This window comes from Ramlibacter sp. (assembly GCF_029866045.1).
Taxonomy (GTDB): domain Bacteria; phylum Pseudomonadota; class Gammaproteobacteria; order Burkholderiales; family Burkholderiaceae_C; genus Ramlibacter.
Map to the genome: position 1 here is coordinate 34,245 of NZ_JARXAB010000068.1, position 15,455 is coordinate 49,699.

General features: G+C 66.5%; 16 protein-coding genes. All 16 read left to right on the forward strand.

Going from position 1 to position 15,455, the window contains the following annotated elements; genetic code table 11:
- Positions 1 to 71 precede the first annotated feature (71 nt).
- The 16 genes from QE494_RS07870 to otnK all read left to right on the forward strand — a co-directional run bounded on the left by QE494_RS07870 (position 72) and on the right by otnK (position 15,404).
- Complete coding sequence (locus QE494_RS07870; protein WP_300042372.1) at positions 72 to 710, forward strand: thiol:disulfide interchange protein DsbA/DsbL; 639 nt, start codon at positions 72 to 74, stop codon at positions 708 to 710.
- Between the two features lie 111 nt (positions 711 to 821).
- The gene (gene lptA, locus QE494_RS07875) at positions 822 to 1,463 is read left to right on the forward strand and encodes a lipopolysaccharide transport periplasmic protein LptA (RefSeq protein WP_300042373.1); all 642 of its coding nucleotides are present in this window, start codon (positions 822 to 824) and stop codon (positions 1,461 to 1,463) included.
- An 11-nt stretch (positions 1,464 to 1,474) separates the two neighbouring features.
- A complete protein-coding gene (gene lptB, locus QE494_RS07880) occupies positions 1,475 to 2,251 on the forward strand; it encodes an LPS export ABC transporter ATP-binding protein (RefSeq protein WP_300042388.1) in 777 nt (258 codons plus the stop codon).
- 8 nt (positions 2,252 to 2,259) lie between these two features.
- Positions 2,260 to 3,864 carry an RNA polymerase factor sigma-54 gene (locus tag QE494_RS07885; protein ID WP_300042374.1) on the forward strand — a complete coding sequence of 535 codons (1,605 nt, stop codon included), beginning with the start codon at positions 2,260 to 2,262 and terminating at the stop codon, positions 3,862 to 3,864.
- An 84-nt stretch (positions 3,865 to 3,948) separates the two neighbouring features.
- Entirely contained in the window at positions 3,949 to 5,220 is a 1,272-nt protein-coding gene (locus tag QE494_RS07890; RefSeq protein ID WP_300042375.1) for a class I SAM-dependent RNA methyltransferase, read from the forward strand.
- Positions 5,221 to 5,229: 9 nt separating this feature from the next.
- Entirely contained in the window at positions 5,230 to 5,658 is a 429-nt protein-coding gene (locus QE494_RS07895) for a putative toxin-antitoxin system toxin component, PIN family (protein ID WP_300042376.1), read from the forward strand.
- Positions 5,645 to 6,418 (forward strand): UPF0149 family protein, encoded by a 774-nt coding sequence (locus QE494_RS07900; RefSeq protein ID WP_300042377.1) that lies wholly within the window; start codon positions 5,645 to 5,647, stop codon positions 6,416 to 6,418. The genes QE494_RS07895 and QE494_RS07900 overlap by 14 nt, the downstream gene beginning before the upstream one ends.
- A 148-nt stretch (positions 6,419 to 6,566) precedes the next feature.
- On the forward strand, positions 6,567 to 7,676 hold the full coding sequence (locus tag QE494_RS07905) for a LacI family DNA-binding transcriptional regulator (protein ID WP_300042378.1): 1,110 nt from the start codon (positions 6,567 to 6,569) through the stop codon (positions 7,674 to 7,676).
- A gap of 76 nt (positions 7,677 to 7,752) precedes the next feature.
- The gene (locus tag QE494_RS07910) at positions 7,753 to 9,069 is read left to right on the forward strand and encodes an ABC transporter substrate-binding protein (RefSeq protein ID WP_300042380.1); all 1,317 of its coding nucleotides are present in this window, start codon (positions 7,753 to 7,755) and stop codon (positions 9,067 to 9,069) included.
- Between the two features lie 7 nt (positions 9,070 to 9,076).
- Entirely contained in the window at positions 9,077 to 9,952 is an 876-nt protein-coding gene (locus QE494_RS07915; protein ID WP_300042381.1) for a carbohydrate ABC transporter permease, read from the forward strand.
- A complete protein-coding gene (locus QE494_RS07920) occupies positions 9,949 to 10,815 on the forward strand; it encodes a carbohydrate ABC transporter permease (RefSeq protein WP_300042382.1) in 867 nt (288 codons plus the stop codon). The genes QE494_RS07915 and QE494_RS07920 overlap by 4 nt, the downstream gene beginning before the upstream one ends.
- 31 nt (positions 10,816 to 10,846) lie before the next feature.
- Positions 10,847 to 11,902 (forward strand): ABC transporter ATP-binding protein, encoded by a 1,056-nt coding sequence (locus QE494_RS07925; protein ID WP_300042384.1) that lies wholly within the window; start codon positions 10,847 to 10,849, stop codon positions 11,900 to 11,902.
- 37 nt (positions 11,903 to 11,939) lie between these two features.
- Entirely contained in the window at positions 11,940 to 12,668 is a 729-nt protein-coding gene (locus tag QE494_RS07930) for an alpha/beta fold hydrolase (protein ID WP_300042385.1), read from the forward strand.
- Positions 12,669 to 12,681: 13 nt separating this feature from the next.
- A complete protein-coding gene (locus QE494_RS07935) occupies positions 12,682 to 13,815 on the forward strand; it encodes a hypothetical protein (RefSeq protein ID WP_300042386.1) in 1,134 nt (377 codons plus the stop codon).
- Between the two features lie 13 nt (positions 13,816 to 13,828).
- Entirely contained in the window at positions 13,829 to 14,659 is an 831-nt protein-coding gene (locus tag QE494_RS07940) for an HpcH/HpaI aldolase/citrate lyase family protein (RefSeq protein WP_300042387.1), read from the forward strand.
- A 16-nt stretch (positions 14,660 to 14,675) separates the two neighbouring features.
- Positions 14,676 to 15,404 carry a 3-oxo-tetronate kinase gene (gene otnK, locus QE494_RS07945; RefSeq protein ID WP_336619430.1) on the forward strand — a complete coding sequence of 243 codons (729 nt, stop codon included), beginning with the start codon at positions 14,676 to 14,678 and terminating at the stop codon, positions 15,402 to 15,404.
- The last annotated feature ends 51 nt before the right edge of the window (positions 15,405 to 15,455 follow it).

Here is a 15,455-nt window from a genome sequence, read left to right on the forward strand (position 1 = left end):
CTGAGCCGTCGCCGAGATCTCGCGGGTCAGCAACCGAGTCTGATCGCCCCTCCATTTCGCAGGAATTCGCCATGCAACGACGTGTCTTTCATGCCGGCCTTCTGGTGGGCGGCGCCCTCGCCCTCGCAGGCCCGCTGCGCGCCCAGCGCCCTCCCCAGGAGGGCCAGGACTTCCGGCGCCTTGCCAAGCCGGCGCCAGTCGATGCGCCGACCGGCAAGATCGAGGTGGTTGAGTTCTTCTGGTACTCCTGCCCCCATTGCAACGCCTTTGAGCCGCTGCTGGAGGCCTGGTCGCGCCGGATGCCTCGCGACATGGTGCTGCGGCGCGTGCCGGTGGCCTTCCGGCCCGATTTCGAGCCGCAGCAACGCCTGTTCTTTGTGCTCGAGACCCTCGGCCGTCTCGACCTGCACATGAAGGTGTTTCAGGCGATCCACCAGGACCGCCAGCCCTTGGGCAGCGAAGAGGCCATCCTGGCCTGGGCTCAGACGCAGGGCTTGCCGCGGGCCAAGGTGCAGGCGGCTTACCAGTCCTTTGGCGTGACCACCCGCATTCGGCGGGCGCAGTTGCTGCAGGACGCCTATGAGGTCGAGGGCGTCCCGGCCCTGGGCGTAGCCGGTCGCTTCTACACCGACGGCGAAATGGCCGGCGACATGGCCCGGGCGGTCCAGGTCGCCGACAGCCTGGTGGCGCGAGTTCGCCAGGGCCGCTGAGCGCCCAGCGGCGCAGGGACAACACCTGCGCCGCACGTTTTTGCTGCCCTGCACCGCTGTCCGGTGGCTACAATCCCGGCAGAGTCTTCAAACAGCAAGATTCATGCCCTTATGACCTATCGCTTCCTGACGATCCTCCTCGCCGCCAGTGTTCTGGCAGTGACCCCGTGGGCGTATGCCGAAAAGGCTGACCGCGACAAGCCGATGAACGTCGAGGCTGACGACCTGCGCCACGACGACCTCAAACAAACCAGCGTCTTTACCGGCAAGGTGGTGGCCACCAAGGGCAGCATCGTGATCCGCGGCGCCCGCCTCGAGGTGCGCCAGGATCCCGAAGGTTTCCAGCACGGCCTGATCACCGCCGAGCCCGGCAAGCGCGCTTTCTGGCGTCAAAAGCGGGAGGGCGCCGACGACTACCTCGAGGGCGAGGCCGAGACCATCGACTACGACGGCAAGGGCGACCGGGTCAAGTTCATCGGCCGCGCCGAGATGCGTCGCTACCGCGGCACCACTCTGGCCGACGAGACCCAGGGCAGCCTGATCACTTACGAGAACACCACCGACGTCTTCACCGTGAACGGCGCCCCGCTGGGGCAACGTGCCCCAGGCGCGGTCCCGGGCGCAGGTGGTCGGGTCCGCGCAGTGCTGGCGCCCCGAGTCTCCTCCCCGGGCGCGACCTCCGCTCCCGCGGGAGCTGCATCCGCTCCGGCGCCGCTACGCGCCAGCCCTGGCCTGGCCGGGGAGCGCAAGTGAACGAGGCCGTCATGGCCGACCCTGCTGCGGCTGCGCCGCCTCCCGCTGCCAGTCGCCTGGTCGCCAGCCACCTCGCCAAGAGTTACGGCAGCCGCAAGGTCGTCGAGGATGTGTCCTTGGTCGTCGCCAAGGGCGAAGTGGTGGGCCTGCTGGGGCCCAATGGCGCGGGCAAGACCACCTCGTTCTACATGATCGTGGGCTTGGTGCGGGCCGATGCGGGAGAGATCAGCATTGACGGCCAGGCGGTGGAGCGTATGCCCATGCATCGCCGCTCGCAGCTGGGCCTGTCCTACCTGCCGCAAGAGGCCTCGATCTTTCGCAAGCTCAACGTCGAGGACAACGTCCGCGCCGTGCTCGAGCTCCAGCGCGATGAGAGCGGCCGTCCGCTCAAGCCAGCCGCCATCGAGCAGCGCCTGACATCCTTGCTCGAAGACCTTCGCGTCGAGCACCTGCGTGCCTCGCCGGCGATGGCCCTCTCCGGCGGCGAGCGCCGGCGGGTGGAGATCGCCCGGGCGCTGGCCACCAACCCGCGCTTCATCCTTCTTGACGAGCCCTTTGCCGGCATCGACCCCATCGCGGTGATCGAGATTCAACGCATCATCGGCTTTCTTAAGTCGCGCGGCATCGGCGTGCTGATCACCGACCACAACGTGCGCGAGACCTTGGGCATCTGCGACCACGCCTACATCATCAGCGACGGCCATGTGCTCGCCCAGGGCACGCCGGATGAAATCGTCAACAACGCAGATGTGCGCCGGGTCTACCTCGGCGAGCATTTCCGGATGTAGGAGGGCTGGTGAAGCAGGGCCTCTCACTACGCGTCTCCCAGCACCTGGCGCTGACGCCCCAGCTGCAGCAGTCCATTCGCCTTCTGCAGTTGTCGACCCTCGAGCTGGCCCAGGAGGTCGAGCAGATGCTCGGCGACAACCCCTTCCTCGAGGTGTCCGACGATCAGTCCCCGCGCGAGGAATTCGGTCTGGCCAGCGCCGACCAGCCAGTGGCCGAGGTGGTGGAGGCTGGCGAGGAATATGGCCTGGGCGCCGAGGTCCTTGCCGAGGCCGGCGAGCGCCTCGCGCAAGACAGCGCGCCTACCTCATTGTCCGAATCTGGGTCGGAGTCCACGTCCGATTCGGCGGCTGAATCCGGCCCCAGCGACTGGGAGGGTGACGGCAGCACCGAGGTCGTCCCTGACGACGGCGAGTGGGGCGGTGACGCGCCGGCGCGTAAGTCCTCGGGCTCGGAGGATGACGATGTCGACGCCACCGAGCTCGCGCGCGGCAATGAGTCCTTGCAGGACCACCTGCACCGCCAGGCCCTGGGTCTGCGGCTAGCCCGCGAAGATGTGGCCGCGCTTCGCTTCCTGATCGAATCGCTCAACGAAGACGGCTACCTGGAAGACCCGCTGGAGGATCTGGCGGCCACCCTCGCGCCTGGAGACTTCGAACAGCAGGAGGAACTGGTTCACCACTTCACCGTGGCCCTGCGCCTGCTGCATCACCTGGAGCCGGTGGGCGTGGGCGCGCGTACCCTGGCCGAGTGCCTGACCTTGCAATTACAGGCGCTGGCGGAGGCGGCCGATGACGCCCAAGAGGCCCTGTGCATGGTCGCGCTGGCCATCGTGCGTCAACCGATGGAGCTGCTGGCCCGGCGTGACGTCAAGCGCCTGATGGCAGCCACGGGGGAGGGCGAGGCCGAGATCAAGGCGGCGATCGGCCTGATCGGGCGGCTCGAGCCCAAACCGGGCCGGCGCTTCGTCGATGTTGAGCGCAATGTGGTCGTGCCCGATGTCATCGTGACGCGCACGATGCGCGGCGGCCAGGCCCGGCTGCGGGTGCAGCTCAATCCGGACGTGATGCCACGCTTGCGTGTGCACGACATCTATGCCGGCGCGCTCAAGGGCCACAAGGGTGACGGTCAGCAGGCCTTGCAGCAGCGGCTGCAGGAGGCGCGCTGGTTCATCAAGAACATTCAGCAGCGGTTTGACACCATCTTGCGCGTCTCCAACGCCATCGTGGAGCGGCAAAAGAACTTCTTCACGCACGGTGAGCTGGCGATGCGGCCCCTGGTGCTGCGCGAGATCGCCGACGAGCTGGGCCTGCACGAGTCGACCATCTCGCGGGTGACCACCGCCAAATACATGTCCACGCCTTACGGCACTTTCGAGCTGAAGTACTTCTTCGGCTCCGCCCTGGGTACCGAAAGCGGCGCTAACGCCTCCAGCACCGCGGTGCGCGCTTTGATTCGCCAACTGGTGGCGGCCGAGAGCCCGAACAAACCGCTGTCGGACAGCCAGATCTCCGACATGCTCAAGGAGCAGGGCATCGAGTGCGCGCGGCGTACGGTGGCCAAGTACCGTGAGGCCCTGCGCATCGCACCTGCCAACCTGCGCAAGGCACTCTGACACCCGGGTGCCGCTCTGTATCGCTGTTTCTGCCTGATTCCTGCGCCGGGCGGTGTCCGCGCCTGACCTTATCCTTCTGACCCGATGAACGACCTCCCGCTTTTTCTTCCTTGCGCCGCCGGCGTCGAGGACCTGCTGGCCGACGAGGTGCACCGCCTCACCGGCCTGGCCGGCGAGGCCTTGCTTATCGGCCGCGGCGGCGTGGTGGCTACAGCATCCTGGCGCGAGGCCCTGCGGTTGAACCTCCACAGCCGCCTGGCGCAGCGGGTGCTGGTGCAACTCTCGCATACGCCCTACCGCGGCGAGGAAGACCTGTACGAAGCGGCGTCGGCGGTGGCCTGGGAGATCTGGTTCACGCCGCGCCAGACCTTCAAGGTGGAAATCACCGCCCAGCACAGCCCGCTCAAAAGCCTGAACTTCGCTGCGCTCAAGGTGAAGGATGCGGTGGTTGACCGTTTTCGCGCCAAGTCCGGTGAGCGCCCCAGCGTGGAAACCCGCTGGCCTGATGCCCGCCTGTATGTGCACCTCACCTCCACCCACTGCACGCTTTACATCGACACCTCCGGTGAGCCGCTGTTCAAGCGCGGCTGGCGCGAGGACAAGGGCGACGCGCCGTTGAAGGAAACCCTGGCGGCCGCCATGATCGCCGCCAGTGGCTGGAACGCCGACATGCCGCTGTACGACCCCTGCTGCGGCAGCGGCACCATTGCCATCGAGGCCGCTCAGGTCGCCTGCGGCATCGCGCCGGGCTTGCAGCGGAGCTTCGGTTTCGAGAAGCTGCTGCCTTACCAGCCGCATGTGTGGGCGTCTCTCAAGACCGAGGCGCAGGCGATGCGGCGTGAGCCGCAGGTCCCCATCTTCGGCTCCGACGTGGCCTTTCGCATGGTCGACTTTGCCCAGCGCAATGCCGAGCGCGCTGGCGTGGCCAGCGCCTTGCAACTGCGAGGCGGCGACGCCTTACAGCGCATGCCGCCTTGCGCCGCGCCTGCGGTCATGCTGGTCAATCCGCCCTATGGTGAGCGCATCGAGGCCGCCGGCGTGGCCGGCGTCTCCAGCCGCGGTGGGCGCGAAACCGCGCGCGATGAAAGCGGCCAGGACTCCGCGGGCGACTTCTTCGTCCGCCTAGCCAGCCACTGGAAGAAAAACTACCCTGGCTGGACCGCCTGGATGCTCACCCCCGACCTCAAGCTGCCCTCGCGCATGCGGCTCAAAGAGTCGCGCCGGGTGCCGATGTGGAACGGCCCGCTGGAATGCCGCCTGTTTCGCTTCGACATGGTGGCCGGCTCAGTCCGCGCGCGTGAATCCGCGCCGACCACGCCCGCCTCACCCGAGGGTGACCCGCAGGCCGGTGCCTGACCCTGGCCGATGAACGCCGTCCTCGATACCAACATCGTGCTCGACGCCTTCGTCTTCGCCGACGAAGCCGCCAAGCCCTTGCGCGTCGCCCTGGAGGCTGGGCGCCTGCGATGGTGGGCCACGGCGGCGATGCGCGAGGAACTCGAGCGGGTACTGGGCTATCCTCAGATCGCGCCGCGTCTGGCCTACTACGGTCTGGCGCCCCAAGTGGTGCTGGACGCCTTCGACCGCCACGCCACGCTGGTCGAGGCGCCCGTCAAGGCGCCCCTGACCTGCAGCGATCCCGACGACCAGAAATTCATCGACCTGGCGGTATCTCGCCAGGCCCTGCTGCTTTCCAAGGACCGCGCCGTCCTGTCCATGAAAAAGCGCCTGGCGCCTTGGTCTGTCCAGGCCCGGTCCGCGCTCCACCCCGAAGACCTCCATGAGCCAGCCTGATTCCGTTTCCCCCGCTGATCCCAAGCCCCTGGGCCCCGACGACTTCGACGCCCAGGACCTGGCCCTCGACCACATGCGCGAGTCCGAACCCGAGACGCCCGACTGGGAGTTCTGCGAGGGCTTCCTGGCGGCGCTCGTCTGTACCCGCCGCGAGGTGCCGGCGGAGGAATACTGGCCGCCCCTGCTCGGGTCGGACTTCAGGCCCATGGCCCAGATGGAATTCATCCTGCGCTGGAAGCAACGCTGGCAGGAAGTGGCCGCCGCCCTGGACGCCGAGGTCGAAATGCTGGACGACGAGCGCGCCTACCAGCCCGCGGCCATTGACGTGCGTGGCGCCCTGCTCGCGCTGCCCGAGGCCGAACGCGGCGAGGTTCCGCTGGCCGAGCTGCCCTCTTTCGCCGAGACCTGGGCCCATGGCTTTTTGCATGCGGTCCAGACCTTTTCCGACGACTGGGCACCGCCGCGTGACCGCGAGGCCGTCGAAATGCTGGACGATGCCATTGCGGACATCGAGGACCTGACCCGCCCCGACACGGACACGCCCATCCTGTCCATGCACAGCGAGGATGGCCCGCCCAGCGTGAGCCAGCGCCGCATCGACCAGTACGGCTCGGCCCTGTGGGGCGTGTATGAGCTGCGCAAGCTTTGGAAAAGCATGGGCCCGCGCGTGGTGGCGGTGCGCAAGGCGGAGGGGCCAGGGCGCAATGACCCCTGCAGTTGCGGCTCGGGCAAGAAATTCAAGAAGTGTTGCGGGGCCTGAGCCTTCAGTAGTCTGCGGTATCTATCAGGCCCCGCCCTGACACATCTGTTTTCGAAGCGGGTGATTACCCGGGTTTCTTCTAGGTCTGTCCCAGGCCCTCACGCGCTACAGTAAAGCCTTGCATACGTATGCAAATCTGTAGATCGACATGGCATCAGCGTCCGTCATCGATGTATCCCGGCGCCCTGAGTGCCGGCCGGCACATGTCACCTCTCGCGACGTGGCGGCAGCGGCTGGCGTCTCGCAGTCGGCGGTAAGCCGTTGCTTTACCCCGGGGGCGAGCGTGGCTCCGCAAACACGCGAGCGTGTCATGAAGGTGGCTGCCGACCTGGGCTACCGGCCCAATCTGCATGCCAGGACCCTGAGCACCGGCCGCACCCGCATCATCGGCGTGGTCCTGGCCCACCTCGACAATCTGTTCTACCCGCGCTTTCTGCAGCTGCTTACCGAGCGACTGCAGGCCGAGGGCATGCAGCTCTTGCTTTTCGTTGCCGATGGCCGCCAGGGGAACTTGCTGGAGCAGTTGCTGCAGTACCGGGTCGACGGGATTGTGCTGGCCGCGACCACGCTGCATTCAGAGCTCGCTAAGGCCTGTGCCCAGGCCGGCATTCCGGTTGTCTTGTTCAACCGCGTTGCAGATACCCAAGACAGCGGCTTCCACTCGGTGCAAACCAACCAGGCCGAGGGCGCGCGCCAGCTAACCCGCTTCCTATTGGACAACGATCATCGGCGCATCGCCTACTTGGCGGGAAGCCAGGACGCGTCCACCAACCAGGCGCGCGAGCAGGGTTGTCGCCAGGCGCTGGCTGAAGGGCGTCGTCGCCTCTTCGCCTACGGCGAGGGTGACTACCGCGCGGATCGGGCCCAGGGGGTGGTTCGGGGATGGTATGTCGGTGATGATGGTGCTCGTAGGCCTGTCAGTGACTGCCCTGACGCGATCGTGGTCGCCGACGATCAGATGGCGCTGGCGGTGATGGACACCCTGCGTCACGAGCTCGGCCTGCAAGTGCCCGAGCAGGTCTCGGTGGTCGGCTTTGACGATGTCCCTCAAGCTGCTTGGGCGGCCTACCAGCTCACCACCTACACGCAGCCCTTGCCCGAAATGATCGAGTCGGTGCTGCAGCTGCTGACCGCCCAGCTCAAGGCGCAAAGCGCTGACGCCAAGCGCAAGCCCCGTGGCAAGGCCGTGGTCCTCACCGGCCAATTGCAAATTCGTCAATCGGCACGCCAGCGATCGACAACCCGGCCCAGGCGATGACGTTGCCACAAGCCGGTGAGCCTTTTTTTCCCCTCACCCCTGATCCCTTACCTACCCCCCAAAAAGGAGACAAGCGATGATGCAACGACGCGAATGGATGCAATGGGCCAGTGCCTCGGCCCTTGGCGCTTACGGCGCAGGTTCGGCGATGGCGCAGAGCGCCACGATCAAGCCCGGAAAGCCCTACGCGGGCCAGACAGTCAACGTGCTGAGTGTGGTGGCGCCGCAATTCAGCGCCCACGAGGCCCGGCTCTCGGAGTTCGAAGCCCTCACCGGCATCAAGGTGAAGTACCAGTATGTGCCCTTCGCCAGCACACGGGAAAAGCTCACCGCAGAACTCGTGGCCAAGACCGACCAGTACGACGTGCTGAGCGCTATGGACATCTGGGGCCCCAGCCTCTACAACCTGTTCGAGCCGCTCAACGCCCGCCTGGCGGAGAAAAAGATCGACATGACCGCGCGCTACCCGCAGGCCCACCTGCGTGCCGCGCGTGACGGGCTAGGCAATGGCCCGAACTACATCGGCTTCCCGATCCGCGGCCACGTGCAGCTGATGTTCTACCGGAAGGACATTTTCGCCCGCCTGGGCCTGAAGGCGCCCGAGACCTGGGCCGATATGGTCGAGGCCAGCAAGGTCATCCAATCCAAGACCGACATGGCCGGTGTGGCGATGTACTACGGCAAGGGCGGTGGCCAGAACCTGATGATCTGGATGAATTACCTGTGGGGCAATGGCGGCGACCTGGTCGACGCCAAGGGCCAAGTCGCCTTCAACTCGCCACAGGCGGTGCTCGCCACGCAGCAATACCTGGACGTGCTTCTCAAGCACAAGGCTGCGCCGGCGGCAAGTGCCTCCTTCAACGAGACAGATGCGGTGAATTCAGTGGCGCAGGGCAAGAGCGCGATGGTCCCCGTGTGGTGGTGGCGCTATGCCAACCTGACCGACGCCAAGACCTCCACCCTCAAGCCAGAGCAGGTAGGCTTCGCGCCACTGCCCTCCGTTGCCGGTAAGGCGGGTACAACCTACACCAACACGTGGTTCTATGGTGTCAACCGCAACAGCGCGCGCAAGGATGCGGCGATGGAATTCCTCGCCTGGCTCACCCAGCCCGAGATCGAGCGTGACCTGCTCCTGGACAGGACCAAGAACGAGGTGGTCGCGGTACAGGTTCCCAACTTGATCAACGGCGATGTCAACGTCCGCTTTGGTGGGATGCATGTGTCGGCCGCGCAGTCGCTCAAGGCCGCTCGTGGCGTCCCGCTGTTCGCGCAGTGGCCGCAGATGTCGGACCTGCTCGAGGCAACCGTCAACGAACTGGCGTCGGGTAAGGGCGACGTGAAGTCGGCGCTTGACGGCGCTGCACAGCGCGCCCGACGCATCATGCGCGCCTGATCGGTCCATGCAGCGACTGCACATCCCGGCCTGGGTCTGGCTCCTCACGCCAGCCCTGGCCTTCGTCTTGGCCATGGCGGTGTTTCCTCTGGGCTACTCCTTCGTCCTGAGCTTGCGGGACTGGAAGCTGGCCCGCAGCGACACGCCAGGTGATTGGGTCGGTCTCGAAAACTACATCACCTTGCTCACCGACGACCCGGAGTTTCTGGAGTCGGTGGGGGTGACGCTGATCTTCGTGGGCTGGGATGTCGCGGTCACCTTATTCCTTGCGCTGGGGGCGGCTTTGCTGCTTAAACGCCAAGGGCGGCTGACCTCGCTCGGGCGGGTCTTGCTGGTGCTGCCTTTTGTGATGAGTCCGGCGGTTATCGGCATTTCCTTCCGGTTTTTCTTCAACGCCGAATACGGCATCGCTCAGTACCTGTTTGGCTTGCTCATACCGGCGCTGCAGGGGCGCGTTTGGCTCTCCGACAGCCAACTCGCCATGGCGGCAGTGGTCGCTGCCGACGTGTGGCACTGGGCGCCCTACATGACGCTGGTGATTCTCGGTGGCCTGGCCTCGGTGCCGCCGGAGACACAGGAGGCAGCCGAGGTAGATGGCGCTGGCCCGATTCGCGTCTTCTGGGACGTGACCCTGCCACAGCTGATGCCTGTGCTGGGGATCGTTGTGATTTTGAAGTCGGTGTTTGCGCTGAAGGCTTTTGACAGCATCTTCACGCTGACCAACGGCGGTCCGGGCACCTCGACTCAGACCCTGGCTTACTACGTCTACAACAGCGCATTTGGCTACTACGACATGGGCTATGCCGCTGCAGCGGCCTACCTGCTGACGGCGACGCTGCTGTGTATTGCCATGTTCTACCTGCGACTGGTCCTCAAAAAATGAGCGATGCCGTCTTGCGCGTTCCCGGTCCGGGCTTGGCCTTCGTGCGCCGATGGAGTTTCGATCTGCTGCACGGCGCAGCCGTGATGCTGCTGGTGGGCGTGATCGTCCTGCCCATCCTGTGGATCCTGCTCACCGCCTTCAAGCTGCCGCGCGACGTCTACTCGCTGGACGCCGCACTCTTTTTCCGGCCGACGCTGGAGAACCTGGTCACTGTCTTCGCCCATCCCTGGAACTTGGGCGGCAAGATCATCAACAGCCTGTTGGTCGCAGGCGGCACCGTGTTGCTGGCCATTCCCATGGCCACGACGGCGGCCTACGCCTTCTCACGCTTTGAGTTCCCGCTCAAGAAATTCCTCTTTCTGCTGGTGATCGCTTCGCAGTTCATTCCGGCGGCGGTGGTGGTACTGCCTTACTTTCTCATGTTCAAGGCCTACGGGCTGCTCGATACGCGCATCGCCCTGGTGCTGGTCAACCTGTCCATCGTTCTGCCCTATGCGGTGTGGATGATCAAGGGCTTTCTGGACGCGGTGCCGCTGGAGATCGAGGAGTCGGCCATGGTCGACGGCGCGCCGCGCTGGCGGGTGCTGGCCGAGATCGTGGTGCCCGCCGCCTGGCCGGGCATCGTTACCGCGGCGGTCTTTAGCTTCACCCTGACCTGGAACGAGTTTCTCTTCGCCCTCATCTTGGGTAAGCAATATGCGTTGACCCTGCCCATTGGGCTGATCGGCTTTCGCACCGAGCGGGGCGATCTGTGGGAGCTCATGGCGGCCGGCGGGCTGCTAATCACACTGCCCATGTTCCTCATTTCCCTGATGGTGCAAAAGCACTTCGTCGGCAGTCTCACTGCCGGCTCGGTGCGCTGAAGTCGCCCCTTTCCCGAACTCCACACCATTCATGACCGTCATCGACCTGCAGCATCTGGACAAGCGCTTTGGCAACACGCCCGTGGTCCGGGACCTCAACCTGCACATCGCCGACCGCGAGTTTCTGGTCTTGCTGGGTCCCTCGGGCTGCGGCAAGACGACCACTATGCGGATGATCGCCGGGCTGGAGGAGCCCTCCGGCGGCGACATCCTCTTCGACAAACAGCGGGTTAACGACCTGCCCACCCGAGGCCGGGATGTGGCCATGGTGTTCCAGAACTACGGCCTGTACCCGCACATGTCGGTCTTCGACAACATCGGCTATCCGCTCAAGCTGCGAGGCATCCCGCGTGAGGAGCGTCGCGCACTGGTCGAGCGCGCGGCGGACCGGGTTCAACTCAAACCCTTCTTGCACCGGATGCCGCGCGAACTTTCGGGTGGCCAGCGTCAGCGGGTGGCGCTCGCCAGGGCCGTGGTGCGCAACCCGCGCGTGTTCCTGATGGACGAGCCCCTGTCCAACCTGGACGCCAAGCTCCGAGTGACGGCGCGCGCCGAGATTAAGCACCTGAGCGAGGAGCTCGGTGTGACCACTGTTTATGTCACCCACGACCAAGTGGAGGCGATGACCCTTGCCCATCGGGTGGCGGTGATGCACGACGGCATCATCCAGCAACTGGGACGACCGGAGGACATTTACAGCGACCCGGCCAATGCCTTCGTCGCCGGCTTCATTGGCTCGCCTGCGATGAACCTGGTGCCCCTGGCTGCGCAAGGTGGCGTCATCCGCTGGGCGGGTGGTCCCGCCATCGAACTACGGGCGCCGGGCGAGGGCGCCTGGACACTCGGGGTTCGCGCCGAGGACATGCAGCTCGGCGATGGCGGCCCGGGCAGCTTTTCAGCCGAGGTCTTCACCTTTGAGCTGCTGGGTGACTGCACCATGATTAATCTGAAGCTTGACGAGCGGGTGGTGTCCGTCAAGGCGCCCAAGGACCTGCGCCTGGGCCGCGGCGCTCGGGTGGCTTTACGCCTCCCCCTGGACCGGCTCTACTGGTTCGATGCGGTGACCGGTGAACGGGTTCGGACGTGAGTGAGCCCATGAGCTCAGCGCCGAGCGCGGGGGCCCTATGAGCGCCCTCGAGCCCCAGCCCCTGCAATTACTGATACCTGGCACACTGTGCGACCCCCGATTGTTCGCGCCCATGCTCGAACAGTGGCCCACAGGGGGGGCACCAGCCGAAGGCGCGCGCGTACTTGATCTGTCCGAGCTGGACGAGGCCGAGGCCTGGTGGCAACGTCAGCTGCCAGGCCTGCCCGACCCACTAGACCTGGTGGGTTTTTCCCTCGGCGGCGTGCTCGCGCTCGCCTTGTTGCGTCTTGCCCCGCAGCGGGTCCGGCGCCTCTCTCTGGTGGCCGCCAGCGCCCTGGGAGGTACGCCGGCGCACGAGTCCCGGGTGGCCGCGCAAATCGCCCAGTGGCGCGCGCAGGGGCCTGCGGCCGTGGCGCGCCAGATGACCGAACAAGCCGTGCCCGCCCAAGGCCGTACGCCGGCGTTGACCCAGTGCCTTGAGGCCATGGCCGAGGCGACCTCCGAGTCGGCCTTTCTCGCCCAGGCGCGCTTAAATGCCACCCGCCCCGACGGGCTCAAGACACTGGTCCGTTGGGGCGGCCCACTGCTGCTGCTTTGTGGTGAGCAAGACCCGTGGTGCGGCCCTGCTACGCAGGCCCAGACCCTGGCGCACCGGCCGGACGCACACTGCATCACCCTCCCCGGCGCTGGCCACTACCTTCCCCTGGAGCGACCCGCGGCGGTGGCCGCCGCCCTGGCTCCGTTCTTCCGAACCGACACGCCCTGAATCTGCCGACACCATGAACCTGGAACAACTGCGCGCGCGCTTCATTCCCTTTGACAGCCTGCGCTACACCACCGAGGCCTTCATCGACTACGCGATCGAGGAGTGCTCGCCCAAGTACAACTACGCGCTCATCGGCCCTGGCGTGTCGCAAAACCCCAACCAGCCGGTGAGCCTGCGCGAGCCGCACGGCTTCCAGGTCGGCGGCGTGTCGATCCCGCAGGGCAAGATAAACCCACCTCACATGCACTTCACCTGCGAGATCTTCATGTGCTTTCGCGGTGACTGGCGGCTCATGTGGGGCTTCAATCCGGACGAGAAGCACGCCCTCATCGGAGAAGGCGATATCGCTTCGGTGCCAACTTGGATCTACCGCGCCTTTTGCAACGTCGGCGTGGACGATGGCTTTCTGTTCACCGGCCTGGGGCGCGACGACACCGGCGGCATTCTCTGGGGCCCCACCACCCTGGCCGCAGCCCAGCAGGCGGGCGTGTTCCTCACTGAGGACTACCGCATGATCGATACCCGCCGCGGCGAGGTGGTGCCGCCTGGCACACGCTTGCTGCAGCCGATGACACCCGAAGAGATCGCTGCGCTAGAAGACTGGTCGCCTGAGGCTATGAGCCAGCGCGTGGTGCGTTTTGCCGATTTGCGCTGGGCGAGCGATTCGCTTCTCGACAGCATGCTGCCGGGGCATGGTGCCGCCCTGGCGCCAGTGGTCGGGCTGGGCATGAGCCAGAGTCGCTCGGTCAGCCCGCCGGTGGGTAACGCCCATGGTTTTTCCATTGAGTGGCTGCGCATTCCGGCCGGTGGCCAGGTGGGCTGGCATGCCCTGAGCCACAAGCAGGTGGTGTTAGCCAAGCGGGGCGAGGTCGAGCTTCAGGTGCGCGCCGATGACGGCCTTTTCGGACAGGTCCTGCGCGGCACCCCCACGCATTGGGACGCCTACTCGGTGCCCGCCGATGCCTGGCGCGCTTTTCACAACGCCGGCGCCGCGGAGGCCTACCTGCTCCTGATGACGGCCGGCGACGAGAAGAAGCCAGTGCAATGGGAATCCGACACCGTGGCGGCTGCGGCCGCTGCGGGCTGGTCCATCGACGCCAACAGCTGCATGGCCCCCAAGCATTTTGTTGACCGCTCACAGCGCTGAAAGGAACCTGCGAATGCAAGCCACTTCTTCTCCCCTGGGTCCCGCCCCGGCACCGGGCATGCCTTTAGATACCCGGCTGCGCCCGGCGCTGCGTGGCACCGGCAGCCTCCACGGCCTGTTCTGCGGCCTGCCTTCGCCCGCGATGGTGGAAATGGCCGCCTTCGCCGGCTTCGACTTCGTGGTGATCGATAACGAGCATGGCACCGCCAGCATCGAGACCACCGAGCACTTGCTGCGCGCCGCCCGCGCCACGGGCATTGTTCCCATCGTCCGTTGCTTCGAGGCCGACATTGCAAGAACCCTCGATGCGGGCGCCAGCGGTGTGAAGGTGCCGATGGTGAACACGCCCGAGCACGCCCAGCGCCTGGCCGAGCGCATGCGCTACCCGCGCCCGGCCGGCCAGCCGGGTTTGCGTGGCTGGCGGGGCAGTGCCTTCAGCACGCGCGCCGCCGGTTACGGCGCCTTCGGCGGCCCGGCGCACACCGACCGCAGTAACGAGTCGCTTGCGCTCATTGTCATGATCGAAACGCCCGAGGCGGTTGAGTGCGCGCATGAGATCGCTGCCGTCGAGGGGGTGGACGCGGTCTTCATCGGCCCCAATGACCTCTCGCACACCATGGGCCATGAGAACCGCTGGCAGGAAGCGCCGGTGCAGCGCGCCATCGAGCGCGCGGTGCGCGCGGTGGCCGACGCCGGCAAGTGCGCCGGCGTGCTCACCCTGGACGAGGAGGCCCGCCAGCGCTACGCCGGTTGGGGCGCCCGCTACTTTGCCAATGTGGCCAGCAGCCTGGTGATGCGCGCCTTCGAGCAGGCGGCCGGGCGTGGCGGCGCATTGCGCTACTGACCCGGGCAGGCTCGCCATGATCCTGGGCGTGATCGCGGATGATTTCACCGGCGCCACCGATGTGGCCAGCATGCTGGTGCGTCAGGGCTTGCGGTCGGTGGTCTGCACCGACCTGCGCGACCCGCTGCCCGTTGAGACCGATGCGGTCGTCGTGGCGCTCAAAAGCCGCACCGCGCCGGTGCAGCAGGCGGTGGCCGACAGCCTGGCGGCGCTGGCCTGGCTGCGTCAGGGCGCGCCGCGCCAGATCTACTTCAAGTACTGCTCCACCTTCGACTCGACCGCCGAGGGCAACATCGGGCCGGTGGCCGAGGCCCTGCTAGACGCGCTGGACGCGCCACTGGCCGTGGCCTGCCCCGCGCTGCCCGAGAACGGCCGCACCGTCTTCCAGGGGCACCTGTTCGTCGGTGAGCAACTGCTGCATGAGTCGGGCATGCGCCACCACCCGCTGACGCCCATGACCGACGCCAACCTGGTCCGTGTGCTGCAGGCCCAGTCGCGGGGCCGGGTCGGGCTGGCGACCCATGCGGTCGTCCGCCAGGGCCCGGGCGCGCTGGCGGCGCGCCTGGCGCAACTGGCGACGCAAGGCCATCGCCTAGTGGTGGTCGACGCGGTGGACGGCGCCGCCCTCGAGAGCCTGGCCGGCGCCTGCGCGGACCACGCACTGGTGACGGCTGGCTCCGGCCTGGCCCTCGCCCTGCCGGCGGTTTACGCCGCCCGCGGCTGGTACCAGCCGCGGGCGGCGTAAACCGCCGGCAGGGCGAGGGCCAGGCCGGAGCCAGCCGTCACCAGTGCGTGG